The sequence below is a fragment of the Tunturibacter empetritectus genome (assembly GCF_040358985.1).
GTDB classification, from domain to species: Bacteria; Acidobacteriota; Terriglobia; order Terriglobales; family Acidobacteriaceae; genus Edaphobacter; species Edaphobacter empetritectus.
On record NZ_CP132932.1, the window covers coordinates 2,354,270 to 2,378,218 of the forward strand.

General features: G+C 55.5%; 18 protein-coding genes and 1 pseudogene. 13 read left to right on the forward strand and 6 right to left on the reverse strand.

Features of this window, described 5'->3' with window-relative positions; genetic code table 11:
- Window positions 1-82: 82 nt before the first annotated feature.
- The gene (locus tag RBB75_RS09710) at window positions 83-1,489 is read right to left on the reverse strand and encodes a sigma-54-dependent transcriptional regulator (RefSeq protein ID WP_179640681.1); all 1,407 of its coding nucleotides are present in this window, start codon (window positions 1,487-1,489) and stop codon (window positions 83-85) included.
- On the reverse strand, window positions 1,482-3,146 hold the full coding sequence (locus tag RBB75_RS09715) for a sensor histidine kinase (RefSeq protein ID WP_179640682.1): 1,665 nt from the start codon (window positions 3,144-3,146) through the stop codon (window positions 1,482-1,484). Before RBB75_RS09715 ends, RBB75_RS09710 begins: the two co-directional genes overlap by 8 nt.
- 296 nt (window positions 3,147-3,442) lie before the next feature.
- On the opposite strand from RBB75_RS09715, the gene RBB75_RS09720 reads away from it, so the two are divergent.
- The 6 genes from RBB75_RS09720 to RBB75_RS09745 all read left to right on the forward strand — a co-directional run bounded on the left by RBB75_RS09720 (window position 3,443) and on the right by RBB75_RS09745 (window position 9,106).
- Window positions 3,443-3,979 (forward strand): hypothetical protein, encoded by a 537-nt coding sequence (locus RBB75_RS09720; RefSeq protein ID WP_353070308.1) that lies wholly within the window; start codon window positions 3,443-3,445, stop codon window positions 3,977-3,979.
- A 281-nt stretch (window positions 3,980-4,260) separates the two neighbouring features.
- On the forward strand, window positions 4,261-4,836 hold the full coding sequence (locus RBB75_RS09725) for a hypothetical protein (protein WP_179640684.1): 576 nt from the start codon (window positions 4,261-4,263) through the stop codon (window positions 4,834-4,836).
- 90 nt (window positions 4,837-4,926) lie between these two features.
- A complete protein-coding gene (locus RBB75_RS09730; RefSeq protein WP_353070309.1) occupies window positions 4,927-6,198 on the forward strand; it encodes an MFS transporter in 1,272 nt (423 codons plus the stop codon).
- Window positions 6,195-7,337, forward strand: a complete 1,143-nt coding sequence (locus tag RBB75_RS09735; protein WP_179640686.1) for a metallophosphoesterase family protein — start codon at window positions 6,195-6,197, stop codon at window positions 7,335-7,337. The genes RBB75_RS09730 and RBB75_RS09735 overlap by 4 nt, the downstream gene beginning before the upstream one ends.
- Complete coding sequence (locus RBB75_RS09740) at window positions 7,337-8,641, forward strand: arsenic transporter (RefSeq protein ID WP_179640716.1); 1,305 nt, start codon at window positions 7,337-7,339, stop codon at window positions 8,639-8,641. The genes RBB75_RS09735 and RBB75_RS09740 overlap by 1 nt, the downstream gene beginning before the upstream one ends.
- Before the next feature lie 18 nt (window positions 8,642-8,659).
- Window positions 8,660-9,106, forward strand: coding sequence for a DMT family transporter (locus tag RBB75_RS09745; RefSeq protein ID WP_179640687.1), 447 nt, complete (start codon window positions 8,660-8,662; stop codon window positions 9,104-9,106).
- A 50-nt stretch (window positions 9,107-9,156) separates the two neighbouring features.
- Here RBB75_RS09745 and RBB75_RS09750 read toward each other — a convergent pair whose 3' ends face one another.
- From RBB75_RS09750 to RBB75_RS09760, 3 genes are all read right to left on the reverse strand, one after another.
- Entirely contained in the window at window positions 9,157-10,512 is a 1,356-nt protein-coding gene (locus tag RBB75_RS09750) for a family 2A encapsulin nanocompartment cargo protein cysteine desulfurase (protein WP_353070310.1), read from the reverse strand.
- 790 nt (window positions 10,513-11,302) lie between these two features.
- Window positions 11,303-12,106, reverse strand: coding sequence for a family 2A encapsulin nanocompartment shell protein (locus tag RBB75_RS09755; protein ID WP_353070311.1), 804 nt, complete (start codon window positions 12,104-12,106; stop codon window positions 11,303-11,305).
- 247 nt (window positions 12,107-12,353) lie between these two features.
- Window positions 12,354-12,674 carry a rhodanese-like domain-containing protein gene (locus RBB75_RS09760; RefSeq protein WP_353070312.1) on the reverse strand — a complete coding sequence of 107 codons (321 nt, stop codon included), beginning with the start codon at window positions 12,672-12,674 and terminating at the stop codon, window positions 12,354-12,356.
- 601 nt (window positions 12,675-13,275) lie between these two features.
- Between RBB75_RS09760 and RBB75_RS09765 the strand changes: the two are divergent.
- The 4 genes and pseudogenes from RBB75_RS09765 to RBB75_RS09780 form a co-directional block, all read left to right on the forward strand.
- Window positions 13,276-13,512 (forward strand): annotated as a pseudogene (locus RBB75_RS09765) (two-component regulator propeller domain-containing protein); the annotation flags it as partial.
- 330 nt (window positions 13,513-13,842) lie between these two features.
- Complete coding sequence (locus tag RBB75_RS09770) at window positions 13,843-16,308, forward strand: sensor histidine kinase (RefSeq protein ID WP_353070375.1); 2,466 nt, start codon at window positions 13,843-13,845, stop codon at window positions 16,306-16,308.
- 29 nt (window positions 16,309-16,337) lie between these two features.
- Window positions 16,338-17,012: a response regulator transcription factor gene (locus tag RBB75_RS09775; RefSeq protein ID WP_353070313.1), complete on the forward strand. Its 675-nt coding sequence runs from the start codon at window positions 16,338-16,340 to the stop codon at window positions 17,010-17,012.
- A 190-nt stretch (window positions 17,013-17,202) separates the two neighbouring features.
- Window positions 17,203-20,925 carry an Ig-like domain repeat protein gene (locus RBB75_RS09780; RefSeq protein WP_353070314.1) on the forward strand — a complete coding sequence of 1,241 codons (3,723 nt, stop codon included), beginning with the start codon at window positions 17,203-17,205 and terminating at the stop codon, window positions 20,923-20,925.
- A gap of 124 nt (window positions 20,926-21,049) precedes the next feature.
- Here the strand turns inward: RBB75_RS09780 and RBB75_RS09785 are convergent, their stop codons facing one another.
- On the reverse strand, window positions 21,050-21,427 hold the full coding sequence (locus tag RBB75_RS09785; protein WP_179640689.1) for a LysR family transcriptional regulator: 378 nt from the start codon (window positions 21,425-21,427) through the stop codon (window positions 21,050-21,052).
- Window positions 21,428-21,770: 343 nt separating this feature from the next.
- Between RBB75_RS09785 and RBB75_RS09790 the strand changes: the two genes are divergently transcribed.
- The 3 genes from RBB75_RS09790 (at window position 21,771) to RBB75_RS09800 (ending at window position 23,158) form a co-directional block, all read left to right on the forward strand.
- Window positions 21,771-22,199: a hypothetical protein gene (locus RBB75_RS09790; RefSeq protein WP_218884928.1), complete on the forward strand. Its 429-nt coding sequence runs from the start codon at window positions 21,771-21,773 to the stop codon at window positions 22,197-22,199.
- A 52-nt stretch (window positions 22,200-22,251) separates the two neighbouring features.
- Window positions 22,252-22,881: an SDR family NAD(P)-dependent oxidoreductase gene (locus tag RBB75_RS09795; protein WP_306459736.1), complete on the forward strand. Its 630-nt coding sequence runs from the start codon at window positions 22,252-22,254 to the stop codon at window positions 22,879-22,881.
- 73 nt (window positions 22,882-22,954) lie between these two features.
- Window positions 22,955-23,158, forward strand: coding sequence for a winged helix-turn-helix transcriptional regulator (locus tag RBB75_RS09800; RefSeq protein WP_353070315.1), 204 nt, complete (start codon window positions 22,955-22,957; stop codon window positions 23,156-23,158).
- The last annotated feature ends 791 nt before the right edge of the window (window positions 23,159-23,949 follow it).

The window sequence follows — 23,949 nt, forward strand, 5'->3', positions numbered from 1 at the left end:
TCACGGTACCTTTACGGCGGTCCTTTCCTTGGTCTACGACAAAGTGGCGATTCACTCATTGAACCCGGATTGGTAACGCCGCCTAAAGCATTCCAAATTGGGTGAGTTTTTCGTAGAGCAGCCGTCGATGAATTCCGAGTCGACGAGCGGCGTCCGACTTGTTGCCGTGGGCTGCCTTCAGCGCCTGCTCGATGAGATGTCGCTCCCAACTCCCGACCGCCTCATGAAATAAAAGTCCCGTTGCTGCCTGGACATCGAATATGCCTGGTGCTGGAGTTTTTGCTTTGGTCAATTCCTCCTGTATCTGTTCGCCTGTTATGGCTCGTCCGCCTGCTTTGACGGCGGCGCGTTCGATCAGGTGCTCTAGTTCCCGCACGTTGCCCGGGAACGAATAGCCTTGTAAGGCTGATACGGCGTCTGCGGCGAGCCCGGTTTCGATGGCCTGATTTCGTTTGGCATATCGCGTGAGGAAATACTCCGCTAAGGGCAGGATGTCGGACTGGCGCTCCCGCAGTGGTGGCAGGCAGACGGTAAACGCATTGAGCCGATAGAACAGGTCGGCACGGAAGGTCTTTTGTTCCACATCGTCTTCCAATGGACGGTTTGTTGCAGCGATTACCCGAACATCCGTATGGACGGAGGCTGTTCCTCCGACTCTCTCGAAGGTGTGTTCCTGAAGGACACGCAGCAGCTTCGGTTGAAGAGAAAGCGGCAACTCGCCGATTTCATCCAGAAAGATAGTGCCTCCGTCGGCGGCTTCGAATTTCCCGCGTTTTTGGGCGATTGCTCCGGTGAATGCCCCGCGTTCATGTCCGAAGAGTTCTGACTCTAACAACTCGGGCGGCAAAGCTGCACAGTTGAGGATGATGAAGGGACGACGGCATCGTGCGCTGTTTTTGTGGATCGTGCGGGCAATAACCTCCTTACCCGTTCCCGATTCTCCCAACAGCAGAATGCCGACATCGGTAGAAGCAACCCTACCAATGTTCTTGAAGATTTCGATCCATGCCGGCGAGTTACCGATGAGCTGAGGCTTCGAGTCTTCTTCTGGCCCACTGATGTCTTCAATAGAGCGATCTCTGAACCGCTGTTGTCGCAGCAACTCTACCTCGCGCTGCAGTTCCATGTGCCGGATGGCGCGCGCAACCGTCGCGAGGGCCAGGTCGATGTCGAGCGGCTTGGTAATGAAGTCGTAGGCTCCAAGTTGCATCGCTTGCATCGCATTCGGGCCGGTGCCGTGGGCGGTGAGAATGATGACAGGCATGGTAGTCAGTAGCCCTTCCGATTGGAGGCTCTTGAGAAACTGCTCTCCTCCTCCGCCAGGCATCTTCCAATCGCACAACGTAAGGTCGGGTGTTGCGGTCTGAAGTGAGGTGATCGCGTCCTCAGCATTCGTCGCGACGAGGGTCTTGTAACCTGCATCCGTCAGCAGTTCCCGGAGCGTCTCGCGAAAGTTGCGGTCGTCGTCCACGATGAGTACTTCAGCCATCTTGCGTTGCCTCTTCATTCACCTGTCTTAGGGTATCGCGCTCATCACGATTCAACGGTAATCGGAGTGAAGCAATGGCTCCTCCACCCTCATCATTGGCGAGAAGCAACTCGCCTCCGTGAGACTGAACGATCTCGAAGGATATAGAGAGGCCGAGACCCGTTCCGTTGTCTTTGGTCGTGTAGAACGGGTCCATTGCATGGTTTAGAGCCGCTGGAGTGAAGCCTCGTCCATCGTCCATGACGTCGATACGCGCAAAGCCATTCTCCACCGCAGTGCTGATCGTGACGACCGCTCCTTCCGAGCTGCGATATGCCGCTGAATACACGGCATTTTCCATCAGGTTATCGAGCACCTGGATCAATCGCCCTCGATCTGCTATGACGATGTTCTTAGATGTAGCCTTGCAAACGATTTGGACACCTTTTGCCGCTGCTTTCTCTGCCCATGTCGAGGCTGTGGCCGTGCACAGATCATCCAGCGAGACAGCTTGAAGTTGAAGCTGAATCGGTCTGGCAAAGTAGAGGAGACGGCTGATGATCGTGTCCAGGCGGTCAATCTCTTCGAGAATGACCGTGCTGCTCCGCATGGCTGCTTCGGGATCGGCGGAGCGTTGCCACATCTGCGTCCGCATCCTGATAGTGCCCAGCGGATTGCGCAGCTCATGTGCAATACCGGCCGCAAACTGGCCCAGCGCGGAGAGCCGTTCGTTGTGACGTACCTGAGACTCCAGTGTCCGCTCATTTTCGATCTTTTCGTGCAACGCGAGTGCCAGGGAGTCAATGCCGTGGAGTACGCGACTGAACTCCTCCAAAGGCGGACGCTCTGTACTTTGAGGACCAGACGCCGTGAGGCCGCCCTCCATCGAGCCCAAACGCTCAAGAACGGTGTTCACTCCGCTCCGAATTTCCGTTGTAACGAAAACTGCAAGCAACGCTGTCATCAGTGCGGCGATGCCGAATCCAATGCTTCCAAACAGGAGCTGGCGACTCTGTCCGCCTTCGATTCCGGGAATACGCTCCATAAGCCACACGGCACCCGTGATTTCATCCGTAGTCCCAGTCGTCCGGTCTCCACCGGATTGCTCATGGATTGGAACCGCTACAAAGAGGATGGCGTCATGCGGCCCTTCAAAGCGAAGTGTCTTGATGGTGTTTGCCGCAACGGCTTCACGCGCAAGATTCTCAATCGTAGGCCGCTCGCGGTCTGGCATACCCTTCTCCGGCCCCGGCCCCTCATGGGTGGGAAAGGCGTATCCAATCAGAGCGTCGGCTCTGGCAGCGTAGAAGCCACCCTCGATGCCTTCCTCGTGCTGCAATGTTTCTGCCGTGATCTCTTTGAGCAGATCGGGCTTGGGGTGACGTGGCTCGCCGCGTTCAGAGCGTGGCGGCGGAGGAGCGGCGGGAGGAAACGGAGGCGGTGGTGGCCCCGGCTCAATCGTTCGCAGGGAGTTATCCGCAGTCCGATCGTCGGCATAGTTCCGTGCGAGATTGGAGGCTACGCTGACTAGATGATGCTCCGTGAGTGCGAGCGTCTCCGCGTGGCGGTTGCGAAGGAAGGTAAACAGACTGATTGCCGCGGCGGCGAGGAAAAGAAATGTCAGAACGACGAGCAATAAGATGCGTGAACGAAGGCTTCTCCAAAAGATCTTCGGCATTCGGCTCCTCTCGTCATCTTCTAGTACAGCTTTTATCGAGCATCTATCGCTATGGTATGCAACTTGGCTGCCATCGGTGGCGTGCCCGATATTGATGGCTGCTACAGGGATCAGATGCCACAGCCTCTCCGATACGGAACCCAACTGTACGCAATCCGCACACAACCTGAGGGGATTGCGGTCGGGTAAAGATGCTGTCGATGTCTCCGAACCACTAAGTGTGCTGCGATTGAAAGACTTCGGTCGTTTCGATGAATGGCACACCGCTTGCCTTACTGCGGGCAGAGGTACTGCCGATGAACATTCCATCTTCCCTGCGAATCACCGCTCTTGGGCTCGCATTTAGCCCTCTGGCGTTTGCACAGAGTCCGCCTCCCGCTCCGTCAATTTCGCCCGCAGACGGGCCGCCGAGTATGCCTGCTGCACCTGCGGCGTCTTCACAACTCTCCGTAGTGACCCAATCCTCTCGCGTCCGCGCCTTTAACGCAGGTCCAGGCGGAGAGGTACGCAGTCTGTACCTTCAGAATGGCAGCGTCGTTGATTTGGCACCCTCCATCGGCGAACAACTTGGCTCGGCAGTTCGCAAGGGCGAAAAGATTACCGTGATCGGCACGAAATCGGAGATCAATGGACAATCTTTAGTCGAAGCGGCGAGTGTCCGGCTGAACGATCAGACGTTCTCTGCGAACCTGCCCTCCGGCATTCCTCTCGCCCCTGGCGTAGTTGCTGAAGGTGCGGCCCCGCCACCACCAACACCACAAGCACCGCCGCTTGCACCTTCATCACGACGCAAGAATAAAGCTGCTTCACCCCCGCCGTGTCGGGTCGGCTGACACACCTCCACCCCCGCCCGATTTTGGTGGGCCTCCTCCTCCGCCACCGGCCGGAATGGCTCCACCACCACCGCCCGACGGAATGGCCCCCCCGCCACCGCCGCCCCAAGACTGAAAACTGTCTTATGCGCCATGCCGCTCCTGACCGGATGTGCAGGCCGTGTGAGTCTGCCATCCGAGGGGAGGCAGTCTATTTTTCGATGCACTGATCTCATCCGTTCGGTGGTGACAACTCTTCTTGCATCGAACTCTTAACCAGAGGAAAGAAAGGACTATGTTTTATGCTCCCGCCCAAAAAAGCCGCGAAGAAAGCTGTAAAGAAGGCCGCCAAGAAACCGGCAGGTCGCCACCACGATAAGCATCACCAGGCGAACGATCTGCGCCGCGCCTATGAACATATGGGCCGTTTGGAGATTCTCCGAAAGTCCCATAAATCATTAACGGCGGACGCTGTTGGCGAACTTACCAAGCTAGCCCAGAAAGAGATAGAAGGTGGACATCACAAAGATGCTGCCGATCTTTTAAGGGCGTCAGAACACCTGAGCTTCGCCGCTCTTGCCGGCGATAGTCATGGGAGTACTCGTATCTCTGCCGAACTTGAACAGTCCATCACAGAACACTTCGATGAACTGACGCGAAGAGCAGACGAGCACTGGGAAGGTCATACGGGGCAATCCAGCATTTTGGATGCACTCTATCAAAGCTCTCGCAGGAGTGCAGTGAGGGCGTTCAAGGATCGTGACTATCACCAGGCCCTCGAGTTTGCGCGTGCTGCGGAGGCCCTCGCTCATGTAAAGCAGGGTGGGCCACTCAAGCTTGAGAGAGGGCACAAGGACCTGCAGCTCAAAGGCGCATAGCACCGCGAGTAGCCCTCGCTACTTGCTGCCTAAATCGGACTGCTGCTGTAGTGACTCGAGGATTACCAGAAAGAACGGATGGTCAATGCTATGGATATCGATTCCGGCAAGAAGCAGAGTGTCCATGCTCTGGAAGCGACAAACTTCTTTCTCGCCGATGTGCAGACCGGCCTCGGTCCATTTCTCGCAGCGTATCTGGCTGGAGCAGGATGGGAGCCGGGACGCGTCGGGATGGCGTTGACCCTCGCCGGCATCATCACGGTTGTACTGCAGGCTCCTGCTGGTGCCATCGTCGATCAACTTAGGTCAAAAAGGTTGATTCTCCTTCTCGCCTCTGCTGTCCTCGCTTTGGGAGCGGTTCTGCTCAGTATCACTGCCGCTCCCTGGGCGGTGTACACATCTCAGGCTCTGATTGGCGGAGCGGGGCCATTTCTGGGTCCAACACTCGCCGCAGTCACGATGGGAATAGTCGGCGTTACCTTCTTCGACCGCCAGTTTGGCAAGAACCAGTCCTTCAACTCCGCCGGTAACGTGGCCTGTGCGCTCCTGATTGCGGGCGTGAGCCACCTGTTCGGCAATCGCGCCATCTTCATTACGGCAGCGGTGCTGACTGTCCCCACAGTGCTCGCCGTCCGTGCGATCAAAAGTAGCGACATCGACTATGACCTCGCACGCGGTGGTGCGAAACAAGTAGATGGGAAAGAAGTTCCTGCGAGAGCGTCCGTGATGAAAACGTTGGTTGGAGACCGGACCCTCCTATTCTTTCTTGCCTGCGCTTTTCTCTTCCACTTTGCGAATGCGGCCATGCTGCCACAGCTCGGCGAGATGCTATCGCACGGCGCGCGGGCCACTGCCGCCCCATTCATGTCGGCCTGCATCATCGTCACGCAGGTCGTCATCATGTGCTTCGCCCCGGCCATTGGACGCTTCGCGAACTTGCACGGACGAAAGCCGCTTCTGATGCTTGGGTTCGGCGTTCTTCCCATCCGCGCAGTTCTTTATACCCTCACCCACAACACGGAAAGCCTGATCGCTATCCAACTACTGGACGGCGTCGCCAATGCGATCTTTGGTGTTGTCTCGATCCTCGTGGTCGCAGACCGCACGCGCGCTACAGGCCGCTTCAATCTTGTGCAGGGTAGTCTCGCAACGGCAGTCGGGTTAGGCGCAGCTCTCAGTACGACGTTCGGCGGAAAGCTGATTCAGCACTTCAGCTATCGCATCTCTTTTCTATCTCTGGGAGCCATCGCTGCACTCGCATTTCTCTTGTTATGGACGGCGATTCCAGAGACGCTTCCGGAGCGCCACAAACCTGATAGCGATCCATCTTCCCCAGCCATTACACAGGAGCTTCCAGCATGAAAACTATTGAATCGAAGAGTCCCTTTCAACCGCACTTACCCGATGCTGCTGGCATTATTAGCTGGGTCCATCTCGGCGACCTGCACATGACGAAAGCCGGCGAGCAAAACCATCTCGATCTGGCAGAGATCGTCAACGGGGTCAATCGAGCGTTTGCCGATTCGTTGAGCTTTGTCTTCCTGCCTGGAGACGTAGCAGAGGACGGCAGCCGTGCCGCCTACGCGGTGGTGCGTGGAGAACTCGATCGCCTCAACGTCCCATGGTGCGCCATCATTGGCGATCACGATGTTCATGAGAAGAGCTTTACGAATTTTCTGGAAGCGATGTCGGAGCGAACGCACTATGCATTCACGGTCGGCTCCGTTCGATTTGTGGCGATGAATGCGTTCGATGTACCGGAGCCCGGATCGTTCGCTGTGAGCGGGGATCAGCTTGCCTGGGTGAAGCGCGAGTTGCAGACTGCGACGGAGGCAGAACAGTCCAGCGTTCTTCTGCTCCACTGCTACCCAAGTGATCTAAAGGTCGGGGGTGGCGAACTCAAGGATGCTGTTCGCAACTTTGGCGTGCGACTCATCGACATGGGTCACACGCACTACAACGAGATTGCCAACGACGGAAGGACGCTTTACTCCGCCACCCGGTCTACCGGACAGATTGAAGAGGGCCCGGTCGGTTACTCTGTAATCAACATCGATGGCGATGTTGTGAGCTGGCGATTTGTTGAGTTGGGGAAGCTGCCAGTCGTGGTGATTACCTCGCCGAGTGATGAACGCTTACAGACAAATAGGGCCGAAAGTCCGAAAGAAAATCTGAAGGTTCGAGCGAAATTCTGGGGCGAGGCTGAGGCCTTGAAAGCAACAGCCTATCTGGACGGGCATGCTGTCCCTATGAAGCGGATCGACAATAGCCACGTCTGGGAGGCAAATATTTCTACTCCCCATGAGGGCATCTCTTCCTTGAAGGTCTCAATCGAGGATGCACGCGGGGAAGTCGCAACCGATGAGATTCGTGTTGTGATCGGAGATCTCGCGGAACGACAGCGCGTGGAACGCGATCAGGATAACGCGCTGGAGGCGTGGCCGGAGCATGGACTGCTTGGCACGCAGCTCGGACCCAATAAGAACGGGAAGAAGTGGTGATGATCCCTGCACAAATAGCGCACGTTGTTCTACCTTGTATCGTCGCCGTTAGCATCGTGCTTATGCTGATCCGCCCGCGCGGAATTCCCGAAGTCTGGTGGATATCGGGCGGAGCGTTCATTTTGATCGCGCTCCGCTTGATACCACTCAAGCTGGCCGGGCAAGCTGTTGCGAAAGGTAGCGATGTTTACCTGTTCCTGATCGGCATGATGCTTCTGAGTGAACTGGCGCGGGAACAAGGCGTCTTCGACTGGGTGGCCTCGGTAGCAGTACGCGGCGCAAATGGCAGTTGCTCGCGTCTGTTCCTGCTCGTCTATGTTGTGGGAACTCTCGTGACGATCTTCATGTCGAACGATGCTACTGCGGTCGTACTAACGCCAGCCATTCTGACAGCGGTGCGTAAGGCAAGAGTCTCACCTCTTCCATACTTGTTCGTCTGTGCGTTGATTGCAAATGCCGCGAGCTTTGTGCTGCCCATCTCGAACCCGGCTAATCTGGTGGTCTTTCATACCGGTATGCCGCCTTTAGGGACATGGCTGGCAGACTTCGGTGTCCCATCGCTGCTTTCGATAGTTGTGACGTTTGTCGTCATGCGCCTTATGTTTCGCAAGGAACTCTGCAAGACCATTGAGTGCGAGGTAGAAGATACGAAGCTCAGCGCAAACGGCAAACTTGTTCTCGCTGGTCTCGCGCTGATGATCGTTGTTCTGCTCACCGCCTCTGCCATGAAGAAGGACCTGGGGCTGCCGACCTGCCTTGCGGCGCTGGTGATTACCGCTGTTGTCTCCATCAAATCGAAGAGCAATCCCATCACACTCGCGAAAGAGGTTAGTTGGGGAACACTGCTGCTGGTCGCAGGATTGTTTGTCATGGTCGATGCAGTGGAAAGTCAAGGGGCCTTGGACCTGACGCAACGATGGCTCGCCTGGGCATCAAGTCTCGGCCAGAACGTGGGCGCAATGGTTGTCGGCTTCGCCGTCGGTGTAGCAAACAACCTCGTAAACAACCTGCCGCTGGGGCTTATCGCGGGCGGGACAATCCAAGCTGCCCATGCCACGGGACCGATAGCGAATGCAGTCCTAATTGGGGTAGACCTTGGGCCCAACCTCTCCGTAACCGGGTCATTGGCTACGATCCTTTGGCTACTGGCCCTACGTAAGGATTCTGGTGGTGAGACAGGGGAAGGAAACCTCGATGTCAGCTTCTGGCAGTTCCTGAAGATCGGTGCCATCGCGATGCCGGTAGCGCTCTTCGCCGCCTTGGGAGGAGCGATCTTGATGCAGATCCTCGTTGGACAACGTTAAAACATAAAGGAGAGCCGTATGAATGCCGGATGGATTATCCCTTTCATCATCTTTGGAGGCGCGTTACAGAGTTGCGGCGCAGCCATGAACGGTCAACTTAACAAGCATGTCGTGAACCCATGGCTGGCTTCGGCCATCTCGTTTGCGCTAATTACCTTCTTTTTCGCGGGAGCCTCGCTGATTCATCCGCACCCGCTGCCCACTCAGAATGACTTGGCCGAAATGCCTTGGTGGGCAGTCGTCGGCGGTTTGGTCGGAGCGGTACAAGTTTATGCTGGCCTTACGTTGGTCAACAAAGTGGGGGCGGGGCCATTCGTCGGCTTTACCGTAACAGCTGCACTCATCACCTCACTGCTGATCGATCACTTTGGGTGGTTCAGAATGCAGCCACATCCTTTGAACGTGGGTCGCATCATCGGTGGCGTGCTGTTGGTTGGCGGAATCAGCCTCATCGCCAAGTTCTGACACTATTCCTTTTAAACTAGAACCGGGCGCGATGGTCCCGGCACGGTATTTCAGGAGATCGACGTTCGTCCTAGACGTAAATTCCAAATTGCTGCCACAAGCCTGTCGATGTCTTCATTAGTGTTGTACAAGGCCAGCGAGGCACGAACCGTACTCTCCAGCCCGAAGCGACGCAGAATGGGTTGTGCGCAATGATGACCTGAGCGGACAGCGATGCCGTTCTGGTTGAGGTAATCACCGACTTCCTCGGTGCGGAAGCCATCGAGCACAAACGACAACACACCGGCTTTTTCTTTCGCTGTTCCGATGATATGCAGTCCGGGGATACAAGCAAGTTCGCTCGTAGCTTTCACGAGCAGTTCATGCTCATGTTTCGAGATGTTGTACATGCCTACCCTATCTAGGTAGTCGATAGCTGCACTTAGCCCGACGGCGTCGGCGATGTTTCCGGTGCCTGCCTCGAAACGCTGTGGCGGTTCCTGGTAGGAGGTTTTTTCGAAGGTCACGTCCTGAATCATGTTTCCACCACCTTGCCAGGGCGGCATGTATTCGAGAACTTCGGGTTTGCCGTACACCACGCCGATACCGGTCGGACCGAAGACCTTGTGCCCGGAGAATACGAAGAAGTCGCAGTCCAGCGCTTGCACATCCACACGCATGTGAGAGACCGATTGTGCCCCATCAAGCAGAACGGTCGCGCCATAACGGTGGGCGATCTCAATCATCTTTTCTGCAGGCGTGATAACGCCCAGCGCATTTGAAACTTGCGTGATGGAGACGAGGCGTGTCTTTGGTCCAAGCAGCTTTTCGTACTCATCGAGCAGAACCTGTCCGCTGTCATCCACGGGTGCGACTCGAAGTTTGGCCCCTTTTTCTGAACAAAGCATCTGCCACGGGACGATATTCGCGTGGTGTTCGAGCCATGTAATGACGATCTCGTCGTCTTTCTGGATATTGCGCCGCCCCCAGCTCTGAGCGATAAGGTTGATGCCCTCGGTCGCTCCGCGCACAAAGATGATCTCACGGGTTGAAGATGCGTTGACGAAACGGCGCACCTTCTCGCGGGCGGATTCATAAGCATCTGTTGCTCGGGCCGCAAGCTCGTGTGCAGCACGGTGAACATTGGAGTTTTCGTGTTCGTAAAAATACTTCAGCCGATCAATGACGCTCTGCGGTTTCTGCGTTGTGGCGGCGTTATCGAGCCACACCAGGGGTCTCCCGTTCACTCGTTCGCGAAGAATGGGGAAGTCGCGCTTGATGGCCTCTGCGTCGAAAGGGTAAGAGGAGAGATTCAGATTGCGTGGAACATCCGGCTCTATGCCGGTCGGCTCGAGGTTGGCAGTGGGCTTGACGAAATACAGATTGCGGTTGCCTTCAAGGAACCCAAATGAGCCGTATCCTGCCAACTCGGTGAGTTCGGGCGATCTGCTGAACTCTTGAGGCAGCTCGAGATTGGGCAGCGAAGCGTTCATGAGTAGATCGGTCTCAGGCGCTGCGGGCTCCGGGCCCGGAACCGTTGGAGGGTACGAGAAAAGAGGGCGCAACTCTTCAAGAAATGAAAACGCGGGGACCGGAGACGGCTTGCTAAGGCTGGGAGCACTGGGCAGCCCTCTCACTGGAGGTTGCGATAGCGGGTTCGCTTGTGCGAGAAAAGCGTGGTTGAAATCGGTAGGTAGCGCACTTGCCGAAGCGGTCTGCGGGACGAACGCTGTGATTGGGCTCACCCTGGGGTTTGGCCCCTCCGGTAGAGTGTTCCGATCGCTGAAAATAGGTCGGGCGTCCTGAAGAAACGAGAATGATGGAACCTCTGCAGCAACATCGGCGACCGCGGTTCCAATTACTCCCGGTATGGCCGGAGGCGTTACTTGCGCAGGCGCTGTTACCGGAGAAAAGGAGGCCGGGCCTACGCTCGCAGGGAGACCGGAGAAGTGCTTATCCGATGGTAGTGATATCTCCGGAGGAGCGGCTGGCGCTGTCGCAGGAACTGGAACTAACGCAGGAAGGCCCGTTGAAACTGCATCGGCAGGCGGCGGGCTCGATGGCACATCCAGTGAGTCGGGAAGCGCGGTAAAAAAATCATTTGCCATGCGAGCCAGAGCTACAGGGTCCAGCACGCCTCCTGGCAGCGTTCCAGAGAGGAGATGAGTAGTCGCCGCTCGCGAGTCTGCATCAGGGGCTACGAAAGGTTGGGCCGGATCACTTGTACTCATGGTAGTTTCCGACTTCGACGTTCTCGAGTGCTGCGATCGCATCGTCGGTCAAAACAGAAGCCGCGCAATAGAGAGAAATCAGATAGGAGGCACGCCCGCGGTTGTCGATTCCTGTAAAACGCACAGAAAGACCAGGGCTCTGCTCTCCCGTCAGACCAGGCTGAAAGAGACCAATGACGCCTTGCTTACGCTCACCCACGCGGATCAGGAGGATCTTCGACTTTGGCACCTTCCCAGTAACGTGTATCTTGTCAGTCGGAATCAGAGGAATACCACGCCACGTAAGGAATGGGCTGCCGAAGAGAGTTACACTGGGCGGTGGAACGCCGCGCCGCGTGCATTCACGGCCGAAGGCTGCAATGGTGCGCGGATGCGCAAGGAAGAAGGACGGTTCTTTCCACACCTTCGTCAACAGCTCATCCAGATCGTCCGGCGTAGGAGAGCCTTTCCGGGTCGAGATCTTCTGAGAATCGGGCACGTTATTAATCAGCCCATAGTCAGCATTGTTCAGGAGTTCATTCTCCTGCCGCTCCTTCACGCCTTCAATAGTGACTCGCAACTGCTCACGGACCTGATCGTAAGGATTACTGAAGAGGTCGCCGATACGTGTTTGGACGTTAATCAGAGCATTGATGCTGCTCAGACGGTACTCGCGCGGCGCGGTTTCGTATTCAGCATAAGTCTCAGGGATCTCCGACTCATCCACATGGCCGCAAAGCACTTCGATTGGCTTTTCCTCGACGACGCGGTTCCGACGAAAGATACCAGCCTCCAGCGGCTTCCAGTCCAACAGCCGGACGAGCCATCTTGGCGTAACTGCCCATAGATAGGGGCTGTCTTCGTCACATTGGCTAGCTGATAAGCACCTTGTTCGCCGAGAGACACACGAGTCGTTGTTTCCGCCACAGGAGGGCTCCTTTGTGTAACGCTTACAGATTTCCCAGAAATTCTATCTGAGACAGTGGAGGAAAACGAATCGCATGTGTACCCTGACCAGGCAAATCAAGCTCCGCCTGTTGCCCTGTCAAGACACGCCTCTAATACTTTCGGACTTTGTGATCCACCTTGTCGGACCAGGCGTGGATTCCTCCGCGCAGGTTTGAAACTCTGCTAAATCCATGCTGCTGAAGGTATTCGACAGCCTTTACACCGCGCGGCCCCATCTTGCAAACAGCCACGATCTCCTCGCCCATATTTAGCTCGCTCAAACGCTTCGAAAGCTGGGCCAGAGGAATGAGGTGTCCTCCAATATTGGATATCTCATATTCGTACTCATCACGCACATCTAGTAGGAACACATTTTCGCCCTGGTCGAGGCGCTGCTTCAGCTCTTCAGCTTGAATCTCCGGAACGCTCACTATGATTTCTCCTTGTTGACGGCCCAAAAAACAAAACCCACCTGCCAGCGGTCTCCTGGCGGTGGGTGATATTGAGTGCTTGCGAAACTAATCTTGATTTAGCTCTGCAATCGCCTCATGCCAGAAGACACGCGGGTACCGCACATACAGGCGGTACAACATCCGGTCATCTGGCCAGCGAAGGTCATAGAGAAAGTCTAGCATAGTCCAAATCCTCAACGAACGGGAACGCCAATTTCGATTCACACCGTCAAGGCCTCAGGATCTGGCTCGAACTATTCCTTGTCAGTTGCCGTCGCCACTAGCACAACGTACTTCTTTTAGCATCGCTGCTTCAGGAGGCGTTTTGACGGGAGGACCGGGCAAGCACTGTAGATTCACGGACCTCAGCGATGATCGGAGGGATCAATGGCAATAGCTCTTACACGGTCACAGCGTCTCTTGCTTCTGACGGTGTCACTATCGCTCTCGCCGCGAAGGAAGGCTAAGCGGACACGGACCTGAGCGGGTTCAGGGCTGATAGCTCAATGATCCTTCTCAGTATTGAAAGCCAGTGAGTCGCGTCGGGAGATCGGATTCCTACATGCTTTAATCTCAAGTTATGGGTCACATCTGGCGATTGCACAAAGACTTTATATCTTTAGGTTTCTGTCGCAAAAGCGCGACTCTTTGTCTCACCGTTTGTCTCCAGGGTTGCTTCTTCGCCTCGGTCGCCGAGGACGTGCCCAAAAAACCGTTGAAGTACTACGCGCTAAGTTCATGGAAGACGGATCAAGGTCTGCCACAAAACTTTATTACGGCTATCACTCAAACTTCGGATGGTTTTCTCTGGGTTGGCACTATGAGTGGTCTAGTCCGATTCGATGGTGTGCGGTTCGTTTCCTTCCCCTCAAGAGGAGGAGAAAACAACTTGCAGGAGCGAGTGACAGGGTTGGTACCGGGTGAAGACGGAAGCCTCTGGATTGGCACATCGGCAGGCCTGACTCACTACGAACACGGTAGATTCGTTGCAATCGCCAACCAGGCAGGATTAAAGAGATTTTCAGTCGATGATCTTGTTCCAGATCATGAAGGCGGCCTATGGGTGGCCACTCATAGCCGATTATTCAAAGTAAACAATCACACATTTACTTCGTGCCTCCTACCCGTGGATGGGCATGCCGGCGGATTGAAAGCTATTGCTGAGGCTACCGACCGAACTCTTTGGGTTGCAGGGAATGAAGGTGTTTTTGCGGTTCGCGGAGGGAAGATCTCTCGTCACTATGGAGATGTTGAGGGGCTACCTGCGGCCAACATCTCATTCGTCGACGCCGACGCTCGTGGGAATGTGTATGCCGGAGATGGACATCATCTCTTCCACCTGGAAGGTGAGCGATTCAGGATCGTTCATGCGCCTGGACGCGACAACTTCGTATCTCTGTTGACGGATCATACCGGGGCCCTGTGGATGGCAAGCGGTGGCCTTCATGGGATCAGCCGCAATGTGGCAGGAAAAATCGATTCCTTCACGACGGAACAGGGTCTCGTGAGCAACGATGCGCGCATCCTCTTCGAAGATCGTTCGGACGATATCTGGATCGGTACGATTGCCGGTTTGCAGCGCCTGCACAATGGCAGGTTTACAACCTACACCGCTGCGGATGGACTGCCTAAGGGCCAGAACCAATACGACGCTGTCTTTGTAGACAAGGAGCACTCTATCTGGGTCGGATCCCTCGAAGATGGCGTCGGCCGACTTCACGATGGCAGGTTTGAGCGATTCAGTGTTGGCGAGGGGCTCAAGCGCGGCCAGGTGAGAGGCTTTGCGGACTCCGATGAAGGAATCGTCGTTGCCATATCCGACTATGGTTTATTCCGACTGAACGGCAAACGCTTTGTGCCCATCGCCGGCATCCCGCATGGTTACATTACCTCACCGATCAGCGATACGGCTGGCGCTCTTTGGTTCGGTGTGAACGGCAATGGAGTGTTTCGGTTGGACCATGGTTCGCTTCGCCACTTCATGAAGGCGGATGGACTTCCCGGAACGCGCATGTCGTCCCTTTTGCTCAATGAACAAGGCGCAGTGCTCGTGGCTACCAATGAGGGTGTTGCGGAGTTCCGCGGTGATCGATTCGTAACCATCGCAGATATTCCAGTGATCTCCCTTGGAAGGGACGATCAGCGCGGCGGACTATGGTTCGGAACCGATGACGGGTTGGTGTTTTGGAAATCCGGCACGGCGAGACGCATCACGCAGACGCAGGGTCTTCCGGGTAACTTCGTCCTAGCGGCAACAACAGATGACGCCGATAATCTGTGGATCACGACTGCGAATACGATCGCACAGATAGACCGCAAGCAAGTGGACGCCGTGCTGACGGGCGCAGAAAACACACTGTGGCCGAAGCGATTTACGCAGGCCGATGGTCTCGGAAGTCGAGATGTCTTGCCGATCGGCCAGGTAGACATGGAGCGCGCGCACGACGGGCACATCTGGCTGGCGACCGCGAATGGTCTCTCCGTCGCTGACACGCATGCCCCTTCCGCTCCACTTGCTCAGGTGTTTATCGAATCGATTGCAATCGACGAAGTACTCCAGCCTACAGCAGATCGGATCATCGTGCCGCCGGGTCGCCATCGACTTACCGTTACCTTCACCTCGCCAGATCTGCACTCGCCGGAACAGCTACGCTTTCGCTACCGGCTCAATGGCTGGGACAAGGAGTGGCTAGACGCAGCCTCCGCACGCGAAATCTCTTACACGGGACTACCTCCGGGCGACTATCAACTGCGAGTCGTCGCTGCTAATGAAGAGGGAGTCTGGAGTAACGGAGAGGCTTCGGTGGGTCTGCACATCCGTCCCTTCTTCTATCAGACCAAACTCTTCATTACGCTTGCATGTCTAACCTTGCTCGTCATCGTCGTTGAGATCACACGGCGACGAACGAGGTATGTCGCGGAGCAACAACGGCTAAGATTCCAGGAGCGCGCCGCCGAACGTGAGCGAATCGGATACCAGATTCACGACACCATCATTCAGGATCTCGTCGGCACCGCTCTGCAACTCGAGCTTATCGGCATGCAGATACCAGAGAACTCAGAGAAGACAGCGTATCTCCTTGCAGACTTAACTGCACGAATGAGGGAGATGGTAGGTAAGAGCCGCAACATGGTGTCGAGCCTGCATTCCATGGCCACTCCTCAGTACCATCTTCTTGAAGTGTTGAGGGAAGCTGCCGCCGAGTTTCGTCTCGGGGAGCTACCGGTGTTGAGGCTTGAAACAAAGGGCAAACAGCCAATTATTGAGCCGCTTGTCCGCGATGAGGTCTATCGCATCTGTCGCGAAGCACTAGCCAATGCCTTTCGCCATTCCAATGCTACAAGGATCGATGTGTGTGCTGCGTATACGGACGAGGGGATAGAGATTTCGATCAGCGACGACGGGACTGGAATGGATGAAGAGACCCTCAGGATAGGCAGGTCGGGACACTTCGGCTTGAGCGGTATGCAGGCGCACGCTCAACGTATTGGGGCAACTGTGCTGATCGAGAGCGAACCCAATCTGGGGACACGCGTGCGGCTGCAGGTACCGACGCTCTCGTGCCGCTGGTGGCAGCTTGTCAGAAATATCGTGGCGCCCAGTGTGCGTTGAACCGATGCGAGTTAGGATAAGTGCACACAGTGAGCATTCGACATAATACTTCGGAAGACAACGTACTCGTCCAAGACCGCGTGAAGATTACGCCGCTCCGCATCATGATCGTCGATGACCACCCTATGGTGCGAGAAGGACTTGCCGGCATTCTCGAGCGGCAGGAGATGGTGATCGTCGGAGTAGCGGCAACCGGACGCCAGGCCATCGAGATGTTCGCTCAATATCTGCCCGACATCTTGTTACTCGATCTAAGACTTCCCGATCAGAGCGGTATCAAGGTGATGCGCAAAATCCTGGCCGACCGCCCCGATGCAAAGATCATCTTTCTGAGCTCCTCGCAAGGTGATGCGAGCATCTTCGATGCAATCTCCAACGGCGCCTCCGGATACCTGGTAAAGGGAATCGACGGCGCCACGCTCGGCGAAAGCATCCGCCGAGTATGGGCTGGCGGACGCTGCCTGTCGCCCGAGGCGGCCGAGAGGTTATCACAGCATGTCGCCTCGAAGAAGCTAAGCGAGCGGGAGATTGAAGTGCTGCAACTTATCTCCAAGGGCAACAGCAATAAGGAGATCGCCCGGCTGCTCTTTGTAACCGAAGACACGATCAAGATGCATGTAAAGAAGATCCTGGGGAAGCTTCCTGCGAATGACCGGACCCAGGCGGTCGTGATCGCCATTCAGCGCGGTCTGCTGGACGTTTGAGACTGATACCCGAAAGGGTAGTTTCAAAACTACTCTAGGCAGACGGTTGCATTCCGATGAATTTCGTCTATGCTTTGCGCAAAGCTGTACTTGATTCCCCTCACTTTGTAAATAGCACCTTCGCTCGCCGGCAGTTTATTGCAGCGGACGCAGCCGAACTCTGTCTGTCCAACGGAATTGGAGATATCGCATGGGTAAGGGCATTTCACTCGCTGCAGTTCGTGGCCTCCTCGCCGTGATCGTGTCGTTTTCCTTGCCGGCGCTCGCCATCGGGCAAGTGACCCCGCAGATCACGCAGCGGGTTGATGCAAGCGTTCGAACACAGATCTCCGGCACGGTACACCCATTGGCTAATACGCAGAATGACCGTGGGCGGGTGGATGCATCTTTGGCCATGAAGGATATGGTTCTAACTCTTCACGCCAGCGCGACACAAAAAGCTCAGCTCAAACAGTTGGCGGATGATCTCCACAACGCCAGTTCGGCAAGTTATCACCACTGGCTGACGCCCGCACAGTTTGGCGCGCAATATGGTGCCGCCGATAGTGACGTAAAGGCTGCGAGTGACTGGCTGACCACCAATGGCTTCAAGATCGAGGAGGTCTCTGCGGCGAAGACCTGGATTCGTTTTTCCGGGGTGGCACAGCAGGTAGAGCAGGCCTTCGGGACAGAGATTCACAAGTACTCCGTAGAGGATGTTACTCACTACGCAAACGCCACAGCGCTATCTCTGCCCGCCGCGCTCGCACCGGCAGTCTCCGGGGTAGTCAGCATCAATAACTTCTTGAAGCATCCGCAGCATGTCACTCCAGGTACCGTCGCACGGAGTGAAGACGGCAAGCTGGTGCGGGTGAAAGGTAGTACTGCGGCACCCTCTACCGCTGGTGTCGACACAATGCTCGCGGCTGGCCCAGCCTTCACGTCGACCGGTTCGCAGGAAGAGAACTACCTTGCGCCGGGTGATTTTGCGAAGCTCTACAATACAACCTCACTGATCAACGCGGGAGTGAATGGCGAAGGTGTCTCGATCGCTATCGTCGGACGCTCCGATATCAGCCTGTCGGACGTCGAGGCTTTTCGCAAGCTCTTCAAACTTCCATTCAATGACCCAAAGATCACCTACGCGACAACTGATCCCGGTGTAATCTCGGGGGACGACGAAGAGGCAATTCTCGACGTGGAATGGTCCGGAGCCGTCGCTCCGAAGGCGAACATCAACTTCGTAATCGGTGCCAGCACACTTACAACCGACGGCGTCGATATCTCCGCCGCCTACATCGTTGACCACGCCCTCGCGCCCATCATGTCGATCAGCTTCGGCGAATGTGAGTCTGAGATAGGCGCAACGGAGATGGCCTTCTATCACGATCTCTGGCAGCAGGCGTCGGTTGAAGGAATCACGGTTCTAGTCTCATCGGGTGACGGTGGATCGAGTGGTTGTGTCATTCCAAGCGAATACCGTGCCAGTCCTTTTGGCCTGGGCGTAAACGGCCTTGCCTCGACGCCGTACAACGTGGCGGTGGGAGGAACGGAGCTCAACGACGTCGACACGAATACTTATTGGAATATCGCAAACGGTCCAAACCTGTCTTCGATCAAGGGCTATGTGCCTGAAACTGTTTGGAACGAGAGCTGCAACGTCTTTCTTCCAATCTCTGCGACAAATTGCTACTACAGTCCTAGCAATGAGAGCACCTATGCCGGAGGTGGCGGAGCTAGCTCCTGCGCTACAACGACCACAGACCAAAACGGCAACGTCACTTGCGCAGCCGGTTATCCAAAACCCTCATGGCAGACAGGAGTAGGTGTTCCAAAGGATGCCGTTCGCGATCTGCCGGATGTGGCGCTTGCGGCAGCAGGCGGGCATGATGGGTTTCTGCTCTGCTATAACGGCTCGTGTCAGTGGACTACAAACTCGGATGGAAGTTTGACTCTGACGCAGGCCTCTGTGATCGGCGGAACCTCAGCGGCTTCGCCTTCATTCGCTGGCCTCATGGCGTTAGTGGAACAGAAAAATGGCACCTACCAGGGCCAGGCAAACTATCAGCTCTACAAGATCGCCGCACAGCAGACTCCCTCCGCCTGCAATTCGAGCGCGGAGACAAATCCTACCCAGCCGACGTCCTGCGTCTTTCACGACGTGACCGCCGGTTCGAATGCGATCAGCTGCCCTCTTCGTGATCCCAACTGCACGGTTTCGATTGCAGGCAGTACCGTGTTTGGCGATCTGAGCGGATATTCGGCCACAAAAGGCTACGACCAGGCCAGCGGCCTTGGTTCCGTTGATGCCGCGAAACTCGTTGGCGCGTGGGAGAAGGTCAAACTCCTCGGTTCTGCGACGAACCTCGCGCTTTCGAAGACCACCTTTCCCCACGGAACGTCAGTCACGGTTACGGCAGATGTGCAAGCTCTAGTCGGTAATGGAACACCGAGCGGTTCGATCGTGCTGCGTAGCAACGAACAGCCTCTTCTCAATCCGGAGGTCTTGACCGGGGGCACCTACTCGGGCGCGATCAATAACCTTCCTGGTGGCACCTATCGCATTAGCGCAGAGTACGGTGGTGACGCCACCTTCACAGGCAGCACCTCCAGTCCCGTCACACTTACGGTTTCGCCTGAAGGCAGCACCGCGACCGGTACAACATATACCGCCTCCCGCTTCTATATTCTGGGGAAGCGGCCGATCGTCGAAGCGTCCTCGGCGCAGCTTGCAAACAGCTTCTACGTCCAGTTCCAGATCTCTGGGCAATCCGGCAAAGGCGTACCGACGGGAACGATTGCGCTGAGTATGGGCTCGCAATCAATCGGCAAGTTTCCGCTCGATTCTACCGGGAAGATCTATGTTCCGTGCGGCCCCTACACAAACTGTGATTACGGGCTAGGTACTTATAGTTTCGTCGCCTCCTACTCCGGAGACAGCAGCTTTGATCCGAGCACGTCGAGCGTGCCTTTCACCATCACGAAGGGATCGTTGGAATATGGCGTAGCGCTAAACAACCAGACGCCGCCTCCCGGTGGTGAAGTTGTGGGCACGGTCTTCTTCAACAACGATCCGGCTGTGTTGCCGACAGGGCTGGTGACGCTTACACGTGACGATACCGGCGCAATCCTCGCCACAGGCACCATCAGCAAGAACGGTACGGCTGTGATTCCATTCCTCGCCCCAGCGGGCACATATAACGTCCTCGCAAGCTGGAAGGGCGATGCAAACTATCTCCCTGGGTTTCTCTTCTCCTATGAGCAGATCATCACTACGTCATCCGGGACATCGGCAACCAGGACGACCCTATCGGCGAGTGCCAGCACGGCTGCGATGGGCCAGGAGACCCAATTCATAGTGCATGTTGGAGCGACTGGAAAGACCACCAAGCTTCTAAGTGGAACGGTCACTCTCTACTCAGCGGAAGGTCAACTGGCTGGCTCCATGAACCTCGTGGGCGGTCAGGCCACGGGATTCGTTCAGTGGGGTCATGTTGCGGTCGAGAAGGTCTACGCTGTCTACTCTGGAGATGCGAACTTCTCCGCCAGCAGCAGCTCTTCGTTCACCATCACAGTCACACGAGCGACGGCGACTCTTGCGCTCAAGGCAAATGCCATCAAAGTGGTTGCGGGAACCGAGAGCAGTCTCACCGCTATCCTGAGCAGCGGACTTTCTTCAACCAACGTGTTGGCCCCAACCGGAACCATCCAGTTCTATGATTCCGTCAACGGAGCAGCAGAAAAAGCAATTGGCCACGCTCAGGCACTGAACACTGGCAACGGGGGAACCACCCTGGCAACTCTTGCTCCGGTGCTACCTGAAGGGCGAAATGTGATTACGGCTAAATACAGTGGCGATACAAATTGGAACGCCGTATTCTCGCTATCTTCAGCCGTGATCGATGTGACGGCTGCGAACGCAACAAGAAAGTAAGTGTCGATGCTATCTCCACAGTCTTCTCGGTAAATGTGCGCTCTTATCACGAACTTGTCTACTTTCCGTTTGTTGGCAATTCGTATGAGTTGTAGTGCATTTGACGGAGATTTGTTCTGCCGACCTACATGCCGTCTCGATTAGCGATCGCACGCGAGGAAGATCGCAGAGTGTCGACAAGCCGATCTTCAGCGTTTGTTTTTTCTGACGCCTGAGGAAACGTACCAGCGAAGCTGCACTGAGACGGTGTTCGAGTGCTTTGCGCCTCTTTCTGGAAGATACCGCCGGCATTGGTCAAACGAAATCCGCGTGGAAGATGTTCCAGAAGTTTCTCCTCTAGACGAACCTCTACATTGCGGTTCTGTCTCGATAGCGATGACTGTGCGACGTGGCATCGCGTTGCAGCCCGAGTGAAGCTGCGCTCCTCGGCGATCGCCAGGACCTGATCAACGTAAGCGAAAAAGACGTGCCGATTATTGCTTTTTCGAGCAGATTGTTTCATCTGAGGCAATAATCGGGAAATGTGGCCAAGTTATGATTCTTCTTTAGATAGGGCCAATTATCGAAATATGCCGACGATTGTGTGTCAATTCCGACACTAAGGCGTGTCTAATCTCGTTCTTCCCAAAACCACCCACGCATTTGCCGGCGCTCAGCCGAGATCCACCGGCTCCGGTGGTCCGACGTGATGGATAACGAAGGATTGCTGGCGGCTCGGGCAAAGCTGAAGAAGGGCAAGGTGCGTTACGTCCCTATGCCGTCGGAGTTGGCCGCGGAAGTTCGGCGCTATCCTGCGGTGATCGATGAGGATCGGATCACCCTCTCAATTAGAGAGAAAGGTATACATGAGCGACACAATTATTACTGAATCAACGTCCGCCGCCATCATCAATGCTCCGATTGATTTCGTAGACATTGCAGACTGGGTATTTACTCTTCCCGATAAGGAATATCAGCGCTGTTCCCCAACGCACATCGCTGCTGGCTTCACCACCAGCGATGAGGGCAAACGCATGTCATCGGAAAGACGACCCCGAGTACTGGGAGAATCTGAATCGCAATGGAATACCGTTCGAGTTAGCCAAGCAGGCTCAGAACATTGCTTCGGCAGCTCACAACGCTCAAGAGACACCACTCTTCGCCAACAGCATCGAGAAGAAAGCTCTCAAGCGAATGGAAAAGAAGAACTAAAGGTTGGGCGCTCAGGTATGACCTGGGCGCCATCTTGGTTCAGGGCACTGGATCTCATAGCAATGTGTTCCATGCGAGCTTAAGCCCTCATCATCAGAGCGCCCTTACAAAGACTGAGTATCCGGAAGGAACGAAATGCAAAGACTTCAAGACAAAATAGCACTTGTGACAGGCGCATCGAAGGGCATAGGCGCAGCGACCGCGAAGCAACTCGCTGCCGCTGGTGCATCTGTAGTGGTCAACTTTCACACCAGTGCCGATAGTGCTGACCAGGTTGTGAACAAAATCATCAAGTCGGGAGGAACCGCAGTTGCTGTCAAGGCCGACGTCTCTAACGAAGATGACATAGCGCGCCTTATGTTCCAAATCAAAGAGATCTACGGTCGTATCGATATTCTTGTCAATAATGCAGGGGTCTATGCCTTCGGACCGCTCGAAGCAATTACGGCTGCAAGCTACCATCATGAGTACGACCTGAACGTGTTATGGCTTCTCCTGACGACAAAGACAGCATTACACCTATTTCCTGCTGATGGAGGAAGCATCATCAACATCGGTTCAAGAGTCAACTCTATCGCCCCCGCCAACTCAGTCATCTCGTCAGCCAGCAAAGCAGCGGTCAATGCGATTAAGATGGTGCTTGCCAAGGAGCTTGGGCCTCGCGAGATACGTGTTAACTCACTCAATCCTGGCATCATCATGACCGAGGGTTTGTATCTGGCGGTCTGGCAGACATTCCGATGCGAAAGCACTATGAATCCATAACGCCCCTCGGGAGAATGGGCGAACCCGACGATGTTGCTCTTCCAGTCATCTTCTTTGCTTCGGATGATGCGTGGTGGATCCCCATACAAAGATCGGATCTCATCTCCTGAGTTCGCGGCTTCGGCGCTTGGAACGTGATGGCATTATCGAGCGCAGACTCTATTGCGATCATCCCCCACTCTTTGAATATTTTGCCACGAACAAAGGAAGAGAACTCGACGAAGTTCTCTTTGCCGCAGCGAATTGGAATATCAAGTGGGACGAATCTGCAGACTAGCCTTCGCTCGCGGTCTTCGACAAAGTGACCGGTGAGAGACTCGGAACCATACCGACTACGAAACGTCAGAAGAGCATTGCGTACTAGCAATCTGTCGGCATCGGTTATTCCCAGAGCTTACGGTCGATTCTGAACGCAAATATTAACAGCAGTTGTTTGACTGAATCGAGTCAGGTCGAACGATGAGGAGCACCGACCAATGAATGTACTTAAGGGAAAGAAGCAGCTTTTCCATTATAACCACCGAAAGCAGACCCAGCGGATGGACAAGGGGGGTTGTGGTTATGCATGTAGCTGCGCTGCTCATCTGGACTCTCCCGATATCGAGCGGTCTTGCGCAAGATCTGCGCGAATTCATTCGCCCTTATATGCTTTGGACGGGGCTCTTTCAGTCGTGGGATACCTTCGCTCCTAATCCTCTGGCTGCCTTTCGCCTGTGCAACAGGTCATAGCCTTGCTGCCCTGATGGGCAAGTGTGCAGACCGCTTGGAACTTACGCACGAGATCAGAGACAGTTCCATAAACGGCATCGGCTCACCGTTGCCTGGGCAAGGCTCGCACTGCCGGCAGATGGACCTAATTGTCCCAGTCATAAACTCCGAAGGCGCAATGGAACGGTAGGGAAGCTCCGCTCTGATAGCGCAGGATGGTCCCCGTCTGCCATCCTCCGATAAAGGATCAGCGAGGCAGGCTGTCGTTCAGGAATGCGCGTGCTTTACCGAAGGGCAGCTCGTAGATCCCACTAAAACGAACATGTGCGGGTGTCTCGGCTGCTCAGGGCCCGCTCTTGT

Excerpts from the sequence above, each read along its gene's own strand:
- RBB75_RS09795 (WP_306459736.1), top strand. The coding sequence starts at position 22,252 with ATGCAAAGACTTCAAGACAAAATAGCACTTGTGACAGGCGCATCGAAG.
- RBB75_RS09715 (WP_179640682.1), bottom strand. The coding sequence starts at position 3,146 with ATGCCGAAGATCTTTTGGAGAAGCCTTCGTTCACGCATCTTATTGCTC.
- RBB75_RS09710 (WP_179640681.1), bottom strand. The coding sequence starts at position 1,489 with ATGGCTGAAGTACTCATCGTGGACGACGACCGCAACTTTCGCGAGACG.
- RBB75_RS09725 (WP_179640684.1), top strand. The coding sequence starts at position 4,261 with ATGCTCCCGCCCAAAAAAGCCGCGAAGAAAGCTGTAAAGAAGGCCGCC.
- RBB75_RS09785 (WP_179640689.1), bottom strand. The coding sequence starts at position 21,427 with ATGAAACAATCTGCTCGAAAAAGCAATAATCGGCACGTCTTTTTCGCT.
- RBB75_RS09735 (WP_179640686.1), top strand. The coding sequence starts at position 6,195 with ATGAAAACTATTGAATCGAAGAGTCCCTTTCAACCGCACTTACCCGAT.
- RBB75_RS09780 (WP_353070314.1), top strand. The coding sequence starts at position 17,203 with ATGGGTAAGGGCATTTCACTCGCTGCAGTTCGTGGCCTCCTCGCCGTG.
- RBB75_RS09730 (WP_353070309.1), top strand. The coding sequence starts at position 4,927 with ATGGATATCGATTCCGGCAAGAAGCAGAGTGTCCATGCTCTGGAAGCG.
- RBB75_RS09790 (WP_218884928.1), top strand. The coding sequence starts at position 21,771 with ATGAGCGACACAATTATTACTGAATCAACGTCCGCCGCCATCATCAAT.
- RBB75_RS09720 (WP_353070308.1), top strand. The coding sequence starts at position 3,443 with ATGAACATTCCATCTTCCCTGCGAATCACCGCTCTTGGGCTCGCATTT.
- RBB75_RS09745 (WP_179640687.1), top strand. The coding sequence starts at position 8,660 with ATGAATGCCGGATGGATTATCCCTTTCATCATCTTTGGAGGCGCGTTA.
- RBB75_RS09740 (WP_179640716.1), top strand. The coding sequence starts at position 7,337 with ATGATCCCTGCACAAATAGCGCACGTTGTTCTACCTTGTATCGTCGCC.